This is a genomic window from Mycobacterium sp. (genome assembly GCF_035274705.1).
In the GTDB taxonomy this organism is placed as follows: Bacteria; Actinomycetota; Actinomycetes; order Mycobacteriales; family Mycobacteriaceae; genus Mycobacterium.
In genome coordinates, this window is record NZ_DATENY010000072.1 from 1 (window position 1) to 11,817 (window position 11,817).

The 11,817-nt window shown below is 66.2% G+C and carries 9 protein-coding genes and 3 pseudogenes; 6 read left to right on the forward strand and 6 right to left on the reverse strand.

Translation table 11 applies throughout. The features are described from left to right. Positions 1 to 33 precede the first annotated feature (33 nt). A complete protein-coding gene (locus VJV41_RS16810; RefSeq protein WP_325335676.1) occupies positions 34 to 1,992 on the reverse strand; it encodes a hypothetical protein in 1,959 nt (652 codons plus the stop codon). Between the two features lie 210 nt (positions 1,993 to 2,202). Between VJV41_RS16810 and VJV41_RS16815 the strand changes: the two genes are divergently transcribed. Continuing rightward, positions 2,203 to 3,294, forward strand: coding sequence for a hypothetical protein (locus VJV41_RS16815; RefSeq protein ID WP_325335678.1), 1,092 nt, complete (start codon positions 2,203 to 2,205; stop codon positions 3,292 to 3,294). A gap of 39 nt (positions 3,295 to 3,333) precedes the next feature. Continuing rightward, a complete protein-coding gene (locus tag VJV41_RS16820) occupies positions 3,334 to 4,125 on the forward strand; it encodes a nitrilase-related carbon-nitrogen hydrolase (protein ID WP_325335680.1) in 792 nt (263 codons plus the stop codon). On the opposite strand, the gene VJV41_RS16825 is transcribed toward VJV41_RS16820, so the two are convergent. The 3 genes and pseudogenes from VJV41_RS16825 to VJV41_RS16835 form a co-directional block, all read right to left on the reverse strand. Next, the gene (locus VJV41_RS16825; RefSeq protein ID WP_325335682.1) at positions 4,122 to 4,982 is read right to left on the reverse strand and encodes an alpha/beta hydrolase; all 861 of its coding nucleotides are present in this window, start codon (positions 4,980 to 4,982) and stop codon (positions 4,122 to 4,124) included. The two genes, VJV41_RS16820 and VJV41_RS16825, sit on opposite strands and share 4 nt — an antisense overlap. Positions 4,983 to 4,990: 8 nt before the next feature. Beyond that, positions 4,991 to 5,287, reverse strand: a pseudogene (locus VJV41_RS16830) (uracil-DNA glycosylase family protein); the annotation flags it as partial. A 3-nt stretch (positions 5,288 to 5,290) separates the two neighbouring features. Then, positions 5,291 to 6,829 (reverse strand): hypothetical protein, encoded by a 1,539-nt coding sequence (locus VJV41_RS16835; protein ID WP_325335684.1) that lies wholly within the window; start codon positions 6,827 to 6,829, stop codon positions 5,291 to 5,293. 373 nt (positions 6,830 to 7,202) lie between these two features. Between VJV41_RS16835 and VJV41_RS16840 the strand changes: the two genes are divergently transcribed. Further along, positions 7,203 to 7,649, forward strand: a complete 447-nt coding sequence (locus VJV41_RS16840; RefSeq protein WP_325335686.1) for a universal stress protein — start codon at positions 7,203 to 7,205, stop codon at positions 7,647 to 7,649. Positions 7,650 to 7,890: 241 nt separating this feature from the next. Further along, positions 7,891 to 8,010, forward strand: a pseudogene (locus VJV41_RS16845) (glycerol acyltransferase); the annotation flags it as partial. A 22-nt stretch (positions 8,011 to 8,032) separates the two neighbouring features. Here the strand turns inward: VJV41_RS16845 and VJV41_RS16850 are convergent. Beyond that, complete coding sequence (locus tag VJV41_RS16850; RefSeq protein ID WP_325335688.1) at positions 8,033 to 8,917, reverse strand: fructose bisphosphate aldolase; 885 nt, start codon at positions 8,915 to 8,917, stop codon at positions 8,033 to 8,035. 66 nt (positions 8,918 to 8,983) lie between these two features. Between VJV41_RS16850 and VJV41_RS16855 the strand changes: the two genes are divergently transcribed. Continuing rightward, on the forward strand, positions 8,984 to 10,291 hold the full coding sequence (locus tag VJV41_RS16855) for a cytochrome P450 (protein ID WP_325335690.1): 1,308 nt from the start codon (positions 8,984 to 8,986) through the stop codon (positions 10,289 to 10,291). Positions 10,292 to 10,297: 6 nt separating this feature from the next. On the opposite strand, the gene VJV41_RS16860 is transcribed toward VJV41_RS16855, so the two are convergent. Continuing rightward, a complete protein-coding gene (locus tag VJV41_RS16860) occupies positions 10,298 to 10,969 on the reverse strand; it encodes an MBL fold metallo-hydrolase (RefSeq protein WP_325335692.1) in 672 nt (223 codons plus the stop codon). A 96-nt stretch (positions 10,970 to 11,065) separates the two neighbouring features. Between VJV41_RS16860 and VJV41_RS16865 the strand changes: the two are divergent. Further along, a pseudogene (locus VJV41_RS16865) lies at positions 11,066 to 11,817 on the forward strand (excinuclease ABC subunit A); the annotation flags it as partial.

The window sequence follows — 11,817 nt, forward strand, 5'->3', positions numbered from 1 at the left end:
CAGCGCATGCTGACGACCGCCGGGGGCTGGTCTCTAGGAAAGCCCGTCGACGTCGCCGACCGGTTCAGCACCATCGGCCCGGAGGCCGGCCGCTGTGCCGTCATCCGGCACGAGCCGCATCCGCGGGCGTGGCCGTGGTGCGTTGTAGGCCATGGCGTCGTCGCCCGCCCACGCATCCGACATGTCGAGCAGTTCGTCGGTGTGGGTGTTCACCTGTTCACGGCGGGTTTGCGTCAGGTTGTAGGACGGAAGCTCCGCATTTGCGCCCGGCCCCGCCAGTCGGCTATAGGGCGTCGCACCCGGCACATCGGTCGCGTACTTCTCGCGGAACCTCTCCAGCCAAGCGTCCAAACCCGCTGTCGCAGCGCGGAAGCGAATCCACCGGTCGTTGTCCCAGCCCCATGTCGGCTCGACGCCGGGCTGCGTGCCTGCGAACTGCGCGACGAGTTTCGCGGCCGCCGCGTCGCCGCGGCTCGACAGTTTTGCGACGACCGGCGCGGGCATCGCCAGGTTCATGCCGCCTTGTTCGTCGGTGTGCCAGATCGTCACGATCCGGTCCCGGTAACCGGGCATGACGAGTTGACCGGCGTCCACCCAACTGCGGGCCGTATCGACGATCTCCAACAGAAACGACTTCAAACCTTTGATGCCGGAGTTCGGCAGCGATGACCACGGCCGCAGCTGCCCGGCCGCGTTTGTCGTTGGGAGATAACTGTTTTCCGACTCGTCGTCGTTCTCGGCCCGGCTCGGCGGGAATGGCGCGAGGTCGACGGCGAAGGTGGGACGCGTCGGCAGCGGCGCATCGAAGAAGTGCACCGGCAGGTTCGCACAGATGCCGCCGTCAGAGAACCAGTTGGGCCCGAACCCTCGGCGAGGTAGCCGGGCCGCGGCGTCCTTGAGGTCCCCGGTCGGGTTGTCGCGAAGCCAGTCCTCGGCAGCCTTGCGCGCATCCCGGTTGGCGGCGACGGAATAGTCGACGGCATAGACCGGGACCGCCGTAATGAGCAGTGGGAAGCTCAGGCTCATGCGCGTCGCGACGACCACTGGAACGTCGCGCGGTGCCGGGAAGGGGCGCAACGGCAACGCCTGCGCGCGCAGCAGATCTCGTTTCCGAATTTCGCTGGGGGGCAACGGAGTTCCGTCAGCCGCTGCGATCGGCGGGTGCTCTTCCATGCATCGGACGACGTCTTCTGGAAATAGCCGCCGCATCTCCTTCGGGTCGAAGAAATACTCCTGCGTAGACCACGGCATCGCCATCGGTTGATGCCGATTGAGATTTGTGGTCATCATCCGAAGATCGACGCCGCCATCGGCAAGGTCGCCGAACGTCAGTACTTCTTGCCTGCCCGCCATGGCCTGAAGCTGCGCGTGCAACCAGGGCGTAAGGGCCGCCGCACCGTCGCTGCCCGCACCGGGCATGCCCGTGCACAACCCAAAGCCCGCCTGCGGCACACCGGCAAGCATCTTCGCGACACCAGCGGCGATACCGAGGATCTTGCCGAGCGCAGCAAGCAGAAGTCCGCCGACGATTCCGGCCCAGCGCGCGGGTCCACTTCCGAGTGCACTCACCACGAAGACGGCGATGCCGGGCAACGCACCGACGAGTGCCCACAGCCAGAACCCGCGCAGCAGTGCGACGAATATGCGGAAAATCTTCCAGGACTGGCCCATTGCGGCCGTGAACGCTCGATACAGCGGATACGTGGCGCGGGTCGGCTGGAATAGCCGGAACAGCGTCGACCCGCCAGCCGGCGACGGGGCATTGATCACGGTCGGCAGGTTTTCGAGTTGCTCGAAACCACCCGTCGCGCGCCCGAGCTCTGCGGCGGCAGCGGCAGCCGCCGCGATGGCGCCGGCCGATGCGCCGCCCACTGATCGCAGCCGATAGGTCGTGGCAAGCCTGCACACGGCACGGGGATAGATCACCCCGCTCGTGATGCCTCCCTTCATCACGACGTCGCACTCCAGCGGAGGGTTTATGGGGTATTCCATGAGGCTCTCCTAGCGGCCGAGCCGCGCTGCCCAGCCAAAAGCGAGTTTGCTAGCAAACCATATTGGGCGACAAGGTGTTTCGTGTTGCTATCACCGGATCGCCACCGCTTGGCATCGGTTCGGTAACTGTCACATCTATCACTTGAGTAACTTTCGTAACACAACGACGATCACTCGGGGGCCGCGCTGAAAGAAAGATCCGGGAACACCATGTCACGCACCACGAATCGCCTGGCCGTGACCGCTGTGGCGACTGCGGGGTTGCTGTGGCCTGTTGTCGTGCTGAACTCCACTGCCGCCGCCGACCCAAGTCCCGGTGTGCCATGCCTCGACATGGTGCAACAATTCGCCGCGGCCCCGTCCAGCATCCCTGAATCGTTCAACACGGCGGCCTCGGCGCTCAGCGCGCCCGCGACGGGGGCCTCGGCGTTCAGCGCGCCCGCGACGGCTGCCCCGCTCCCGCCCGTCCCACTCGAAAGCCTCGTCCAAGGTCTGACAGCCGCCGCAGCGCCTAATCCGCTGCCGCCCGTGCCTGCCGCGCCCATTCCCGACGTCGCGCCGCCCGTCGTGGCCGCACCCGTTTCTGAGGCCGCCGCTGTGGTGCCACCGCCAGTGCCACCCGTTCCGGTCGTGGCCGCGCCGCTGGCGGGCGCATTGCCGCCCGTCCCGCCGGTTCCCGTGGTTGCTGGGCTTCCGCCGGCGCCACCGGTTCCGCTTGCCGCCCCTCCGGTCGCGGCGGCTCCGGTTACGGCCCCTCCGGTTGCGGCGGCCCCCGTCGTCGAGGCCGCCGCCGTAGCACCCTCAGCGCCTACGGCACCGGTCGCACCGCTTGCCGCGCCCGTCGAGGCAGCGCCACCACTTCCAGCCGCTCCCATCGAAGAGGCCGCGGCCGCCGCCCCGCCACCGCCTCCGGTAGTCGAGGCGCTCCCTCCGCCTCCGCCGGTCGAGGCCGCCCCGCTCGCCGCTCCTGTCGAGAACATCCCGCCCCCGCCGGCCCCGATCGCTGCGGCCGCTACGGTCGAGGCCGCTCCGATCACTGAGGCCGCAAGTGTCGTGCCTGCGCCTGCGCCTGCGCCAGCCGTCCCGGTCGTGCCGGTACCGGCCGCCGCGGGCCTGCCGCCAGTGCCACCGGTTGCCGTTCCAATCGCACCGCTCGCCGACGCCGTCCCCGGGTTTCCGCTGCTGCCCGGTTCACTGCCGATCCCGCATGACTTCGTTTGCGAAGGCACTGCATGGTCGGCGAAAAGCACTCCGCACACTGCGGCACATGCAGGCCTGACGGCAATCCGACGGGAGTGGTGACGGCGCGCCCGAGCCGCCGGATTCCTTTAGCCTTCCGCCATGACCCGCATCGCGTGCTGTCAGTTCGCGCCGACGATCGGGGACCTGGCAGCCAACGCCGAGGCGATCGAGCGCCAGATCCGCGACGCCGTCGCCGAGGGCGCCGACATCGTCGTGCTGCCCGAATTGGCGACGTCGGGCTACATGTTCCACGACGCCGACGAAGCACGCGCCGTTGCGCTCAGGCTATCGGACTTCTCCAAATGGTCTGCGGCCGCCAAAGATTCGATCGTTATCGGCGGGTTCTGCGAACTCGGTGACGACGGCAACTTGTATAACAGCGCGGTTATGGTCGACGGCGACGACGTGCTCGCTCACTACCGCAAAACCCACCTGTGGGACCGGGAGAAGCTCATCTTCACCCCGGGCGCCACCCGGCCGACCGTCGTCAAGACAAAACACGGCGATATCGCCGTGATGGTCTGCTACGACATCGAGTTCGGCGAACTCACCCGCCGCGTCGCACTGGACGGCGCGGAACTCATCGCCGCCCCGGTGAACTGGCCGCTGTTCCCGCGGCCCGAGGGTGAGCATCCTGGTGAGGTGATCACCGCGATGTCGACGGCCAGGACCAACAAGCTCGCGATCGCGTGCTGTGACCGGGCAGGCGTCGAGCGCGGCCAACGATGGACGGAAGGCAGCGCCATCGTCGATCCCGACGGCTGGGTGGCAGCCGCGGCCGGTCCTGGCACGGCCATGGCCGTAGCCGACATCGACCTCGCGGCCACGCACGACAAGTCGCTGACCGAACACGTCCACCTGTTCGACGACCGCCGCGTCGACCTGTACTAGCCGCGCAGCATCTCGAAGATCTCGCGGTAATGCAGGTGCGCCATGAAATGCCCGCCCGGACGAATGTTGAGCGTGGCGCCCGGAATCCGGCGCGCCAGTTCATGCGACCACGGGCGAGGGACGAATTCGTCGTCACTGCCGACCCAGATATCGACCGGGACATCGAGATCCGCGGGATCAAAACCCCACGGCCGCATCCACGCGCGGTACTCCTCGACCTCTCCGGCAGGCTTGCGTAGCGCCTCGTGCGACATCCGGGCAAAGTCGGCGAATCCGTCCTCGTGCAGCACGGCCGCGTCCGCTGCCCCCAGTTCGCTCGCTGCCATTCGGCCGTACAGCGTCGGCGCACACTGAGCCAACGCTGCCATCGCCCGAAAGCCCAGCCGAGCCAGCCGGGGCGTTCGCTGCGACAGCCTGGTATAGACGCGATCCATCGTCGGCAACTGATCGAATACGCCCGGCTCAGTCAACGGCAAGGCGCCCGCGATGATCGCCACACGCGTAACCCGTTGGCGCAGAACATGTCCCACTGCCGCTGCGTACTGTCCACCCATGGACCACCCCATGACCGCGAAGTGGTCGACGTCGATGCGGTCCAGGAGTTCCTCGACGTCGCGCGCCCAGTCCGTGACGGTGCGGTCCGGCTGTGGATCGGACAGGCCGATGCCGGGTCGGTCGGGTGAAATCAGCCGTACGCCGGCATTCTCGGCGACGGGCGCTGCCGCAGCGACATCGAGGCGACAGGCCATCCCGCCGTGCGCGTTGACGATCGGAACGCCACCGGGATCGCCGTATTGCGCGTAACCCATCGATCGTCCGTCCCGCAGTCGGATGACGCGATCGGCCGTGTCCTGCATTCAAACGATCATGTCCTACGGCGCAGCAGTCCGTCGGCGAACCGCAGATCCGACACCAGCGCGTCGAACGCCTGCTCACGCTCGGAGGGCGGCCCGCGCAGCACGGATGACGGGTGCACCGTGACCGCCACCTGTGGGTCGAAATCGAGAGTGGTCACCTCTTCGGCGATGGGCAGGCGTAGCGCCTCGCCGCGGTGAGCGGTCAGCCGAAATGTGCTGCCCATCAACGACTGTGCGGCGGTCGCGCCCATCAGGACGACGACATCCGGTTGCACCGACATCATCTCGGAGAACAGCCACGGCCGGCGCTATCGAGTTGATTTGACGACCTGGGCGAAACTGAACTGCCACCGCTCGACGATATGGAAGCCCAGGCCTTGGGGCACCTGATACGCCGGTGCCCGTTTGAGCCGCGGCCCCGGATCTAGTCCAAGCCCGCTCTGGTGCTCGGGCACGGTGTCGTCGCGCTCCGACACCGTCCACAGAACAGTGCAGTGGCGAACGCGGTCGGCCACGCTCCAGATCGCGACATGCGCGTCCCACAACCGGTTACGGTCGGCGGCGCGCTGCCCGCGCCCAGGATCGACGAGCTTCGCATAGGCGGCCGGGCGGGCCGCCGTCAACGGCCGGATCGGACCCGGTTTCCACGCCGCGGTGTTGTCGAGGATCAGGCAGTCGCCGGGGGAGGCGTGTGCGGTGATGACGTCGGCGACCTGGCTGAAGTCCATGCCTTCCTTGGCGTACGGGCCGCGCTGCGTCAGCAGGTAATTCGGCGTCGCCGCCAACGCGAACGCGGCCAGCACCGCCGTGACCCGCTCACGTGTTCGCACCACTGCCACAATGCAGACCGCCAACAGCAGTGCGATGGCAGGCGAGGTAAAGCAGAGGTAGCGAGGGTAGTAGATCGGCGACTGCCAGACCGAGTACGCCAGCAGCACCACCGTCGGCAAGGCGATCCATGCGACAGTGATGAACACCAGGCCTCGGCTGTCCGGCGCACGGAACCGGCGAAACATCAACGGGGCAACGAGAACGACGCCGGCGAGAATCGTGACCGGGACGCTGTGGTCGAAGTACTGCTCTTGCGCGATGTCGAGCACTGTGCCCGCGTTCGGCGGCGAGATCCACCTGACCTGTGCGATCTGTGTGCGGCAGAACACCAGAAACGGCGCCACGATCACCAGCGCGAATGCCGATGAGACCGCCCACCGCGCGACCGTCGACCGTTTGTCGGCGATCACCGCGATCACCACCGCGTGCGCCAGCACCATCAGCACCGTGAACACGTTGAGCAACGTCGAGAGCACCAGCGCCACCGTGTACAGCGGCCATAGCGCCGAGGAGCTGCGTCGCACGGCCATCACCAAGAGCACGGTCAACCACACCGCCGCTGCGGCCGTCAGCGCATACGACCTGGCTTCAATGCCGGCCCACGTGATGCGGGGCAGTATCGCGAAGAGGATGCCCGCACACACAGCCACCGTTCGGCCGGAGAACTGCTTGCCCAGCACGACGACCCCGGCCGCCGCGGCACCCACTGCGAGTCCACTGGACAGTCGAGACCAGAATTCGGTGGCCGGAAAGATCGCGAACCAGCCGTGCATGACGAGGTAGTACAGGCCGTGTACCGCGTCGATGTTGTGGATCAGCCGCCAGAGTTCCGGCACCGACCGGGTCGACGCCGAGATCGTCGCGGCCTCGTCGAACCACAACGACGGCCTTGCGCCACCCGCAGCGCAGACCGCCGTCGCGAACACCGCGACGATTGCGGGGTCGAATCGTCCGGTCCGAACCCGCTCTGCCTGTTGGACGCGCGCAAGGCGCTCCGGTCTGGTTGAAAGATCCACGCGCTCGACCCGTACCCCTTTCAGCGACGGCAAAACGGTAACCTGCGCAAACCCGTCGTGCTTGCCGAAACCCGGTTATGGTTGCCGATTTTGACGCCGTCGTAGGGCGCGTGACGACTTTCGTTGTGGCCGCGGCAAATTCGTCGGGGAAGGAGGCAATGTCCGGATTCGCGCTGTGCCGCTATTGATCTGGGTCACGCCAGCAACTCCGCTGCGACGCAATCGGCCGAACGGCCAACAGCGTCGTGTCGATCACGGTTGGGGGCTTCCACGGTCACTGGCGGTTACGATCGGGTGTCGTCAATCGCGCCCCTGGTCAATGGCAACCGGTTACTGTCTCGGGTGGCGAGTAACTGACACTGGGAGGGTATGCATGAGCGCCTATCAGACCGTCGTGGTCGGCACGGACGGATCAGATTCATCGCTGCGCGCGGTGGACAGAGCCGGACAGATTGCCGCCGGGGCGAACGCGAAGGTGATCGTGGCGACGGCATACTTCCCGCAGAGCGAAGATCAGCGCGCAGCCGACGTCCTCAAGGACGAGGGCTACAAGATGTCCGGCAACGCGCCTATCTACGCGATCCTGCGTGAGGCCCGCGACCGTGCGAAGGCCGCCGGGGCCGCGAACATCGAGGAGAAGGCGATCGTCGGCGCTCCGGTGGACGCCCTGGTCGATCTCGCCGAGGAAGTCAAGGCCGATCTCCTCGTGGTCGGCAACGTCGGCCTGAGCACCATCGCCGGCCGGCTCCTTGGGTCGGTGCCCGCCAACGTGGCGCGGCGGTCCAAGACAGACGTGCTCATCGTCCACACGACTCCCTGAGGTCGCAAGAAGGGAACTAGGTCACCGGCAGTTGCTGCCGTTCGGCTCTGGCGGCGCGCCGCCCGCGATCGGACCATCACGACATGCAGGCAGCAACGGCCGTGATCGAAGCGATCGCGCAATCAGACGTCGACCTGTTCGACCGAAGCCTGACCGATTGGGTGGTCGGTCTCACCCGGCCAATTGTCAAGCGCTACTTGGGTTCTGAAGTTCGCGGTCCGTTCAGCTGCTCAGGCGAACCGCGGTGTCGGTCGGCGCGCAGGAAACGCAGCTCTACCTGACGCGCGGCACGTGGCTGTCGCGCACTCTTCGACTAAGCAAGCTCGGACGCAAGATCGGCCGCAGCGAGATCCTGCCGGTCGTCGGCTGACGCCTAGGTGCTCTTAGGTGCTCGACGCCTTGGCGATCTCGGCGATCGCCGCATCCAGCGTCGCGTTGAACTCCTCGTCGCTCTGCTGTGCGGTGAGCCCTTCGGTCAGCGCCCGCGAGAAACTCGCGATGACGCCGTTGTTGCGGGCCAGCTTCTCGCACGCCTCGTCGCGGCTGTAGCCGCCGGAGAGCGCCACCACGCGCAGCACCTTGGGATGGTCGACGAGCTGTTTGTACAGGTTGTCGGCGTCGGGCAGCGTGAGTTTGAGCATCACGACCTGGTCGTCGGGGAGTTTGTTGACGCCCTCGAGGAGCGCGGCGTTCAGCTGGTCTTCGGCTTCGGTCTTGCGCGGGCTCTTGATGTCGACCTCGGGCTCGATGATCGGGACAAGACCCTTGGCGAGGACCTGCTGAGCGATTTCGAACTGCTGCGCCACGACCGCGTCAAGGCCCGCGCCCGGCAGCTTGATGACCGAGCGTTCCTTGGTGCCGAAGATCCCGTTTTCGACAGCGCGGTCCAGCAGTGCGTCGAGGCCCGGCATCGGCTTCATCACCTGGGCGCCGTCCTTCTCGTCGGCCAGGCCCTTGTCGATCTTCAGGAACGGCACGATGTTCTTGACGTTCCACAGGTAGTCGGCGGACGGCCTGCCCTCGATCGTGCGGTCCATCGTCATCTCGAACAGGATCGCGCCCATGACGCGGTCGCCGCCGAACACCGGGCTGGTGATGATGCGGGTGCGCATCTCGTGCACCAGGTCGAACATCTGCTCGTCGTTCGAGTACGCGTCCTCGGCGATGCCGTAGAGCTTGAGCGCCTTGGGGGTGCTGCCGCCGCTCTGGTCGAGCGCGGCGATGAAGCCGGCGCCGTTCTTGGCCTTGCTGAACTGGTCGTTGTTCATTTCCGCCCTTTCTCCTTCACCAAGCAATCTACTAATGCCACACTCAGGCTGACGGAGAGGTCAGTCATGACGGCAACGATCATCAAGACTCCTATCGCGCCCCGCAAGAACGGGACGCCACCGCCCGACGTTGCACTCGCCGACATCGACCTGGGGACTTTGGAGTTCTGGGATTGGGATGACGACATGCGCGACGGCGCGTTTGCGACGCTGCGCCGCGAGTCGCCGATCACCTTCTTCGAGGTGCCCGAGATCGCGGGGTTCGCGCCGGGCGCCGGGCACTGGGCGTTGACGACCCACGACGACGTGCACGACGTGAGCCGTCACCCCGAGATCTTCAGTTCGATCCCGACGAGCACGGCGCTCAACGACGTGCCCGCCGAGATCGCCGAGTTCGTCGGGTCGATGATCAGCCTGGACGACCCTCGTCACCTACGGCTGCGGAAAATCGTCAACCGTGCATTCACGCCGAAGGTGCTGGCCCGCATCGAGGCGAGTGTGCGCGACCGGGCGCGCAGGCTCGTGACGAACTTGATCGCCAACCATCCCGACGCCGACGCCGACTTCGTTGCCGAGGTGTCTGGTCCACTGCCGCTGCAAATCATCTGCGACATGATGGGCATTCCGGAGGAAGACGAGCAGAAGGTCTTCCACTGGACGAACGTGATGCTGGGCGTCGGCGACGCCGAGGCGTCCGGTGAGTTCGACGAGGTGATCGAGACGATCACCGAGATCGCCGACTACGGCGTCACTCTGGCCGAGGAGCGGCGGGCCCGGCCCGGCCACGACCTGACCACCAACCTCGTGCAGGCCGAGGTCGACGGCGAACGGCTGACGTCGACGGAGATCGCGTCGTTCTTCATTCTGCTGTCGGCGGCCGGCAACGAAACGACGCGGAATGCGATCAGTCACGGCATGGTTGCGCTCACCCGGTACCCCGAGCAGCGCGACATCTGGTGGTCCGACTTCGACGGTGTTGCTGCTACGGCCGTCGAGGAGATCGTCCGATGGGCCTCCCCGGTCATCTTCATGCGGCGCAACCTCACCGAGGACATCGAGATGCGTGGTATCACGATGAAGGCCGGCGACAAGGTCACCATGTGGTACAACTCCGCCAACCGCGACGAGTCCAAGTTCGCCAATCCGTGGCTGTTCGACGTGACGCGGGATCCCAATCCGCATGTCGGTTACGGCGGTGGCGGTGCACACTTCTGCCTGGGTGCCAACCTGGCTCGCCGGGAGATACGGGTGCTGTTCTCCGAGCTCTACCGACAGATTCCCGATGTCGTCGCCGTCGAGGAGCCGGCGATATTGCACTCGGCGTTCATCCACGGAATCAAACGGCTGCCCGTCGAGTGGACGCACCGGCCCTGAGCGGATCTACCAGCCGCGCGCTTTCCACTCGGCTAGTTGCGGCCGTTCCGCGCCCAGCGTCGTGTCGTCACCATGCCCCGGGTAGACGACGGTCGAGTCGCCGTAGACGTCGAACACACGGCTGGTCACATCGCCGAGGAGTTGTTCGAAGTCGCCCTCTTTCCAGGTTTTGCCGATGCCGCCGGGGAACAGGCAGTCGCCGGTGAAGAGGTGCGTCGCGTCGTCGGCGCCGTCGAGAGCCAGCGCCACCGACCCCGGTGTGTGGCCGCGCAGATGGATCACGTGGAAAGACAACTCGCCGATCTTGATGGTGTCCCCGTTGGCGAGGATGCGGTCAGGCTTGACCGGAAGCGGGTCGGCGTCGAGTTGGTGCGCGGCGGTCGGCGCACCGGTGGCCTTGGCCACATCGGCCAGCGCCTGCACGTGATCCCAGTGCTGGTGGCTGGTGACGATCAGGGACAGCTTCGGGGCGTAGCGCTCGATGAGTTCGAGCAGAATCTCGGCGTCGTTGGCGGCATCGATGAGTAGTGTCTCGCCCGTTTGGGAACACGTCACCAGGTAGGCGTTGTTGTCCATCGAGCCCACAGACACCTTGACGAGCGACGCGCCAGGTAGCTTGCGACGAGCGGCGGTCCGGGGCTCGACATGGCCGGTGTAGTTGTCGTCAACGACAGTCATATAGCTCACGGTATCGGGCTTGTCTGGGGGTTGTCGGTGGGGGCACATAGCATGGGCACCAACTATGTCGTGCGGGAGGACTTGGAAGGGACACCGTTGGCTGACCGCCTGATTGTCAAGGGTGCACGCGAGCACAACCTGCGCAGTATCGACCTCGACTTGCCGCGCGATGCGCTGATAGTTTTCACCGGTTTGTCCGGGTCGGGTAAGTCGTCGCTGGCGTTCGACACGATCTTCGCCGAGGGGCAGCGTCGATACGTCGAATCGCTGTCGGCGTACGCCCGGCAGTTCCTCGGCCAGATGGACAAACCCGACGTCGACTTCATCGAGGGCCTGTCGCCGGCGGTGTCCATCGACCAGAAGTCCACCAACCGCAACCCGCGCTCGACCGTCGGCACCATCACCGAGGTCTACGACTACCTGCGCCTCCTCTACGCGCGGGCCGGCACCCCGCACTGCCCGGTCTGCGGTGAGCGGATCGCCCGCCAGACTCCGCAGCAGATCGTCGACCAAGTGCTCGCCATGGATGAGGGCTTGCGGTTCCAGGTGCTCGCGCCGGTGGTGCGGACCCGTAAGGGTGAGTTCGTCGACCTCTTCGACAAGCTCAATTCCCAGGGCTATAGCCGCGTGCGCGTCGACGGGGTGGTGCACTCACTGACCGACCCGCCGAAGCTGAAGAAACAGGAAAAACACGACATCGAGGTGGTCGTCGACCGCCTGACCGTCAAGGCCAGCTCCAAGCAGCGGCTGACCGACTCGGTGGAGACAGCGCTGAACCTGGCCGACGGGATCGTGGTGCTGGAGTTCCCCGATCATGGGGCCCGCGAGTCCGACAGCTCTTCTGATCA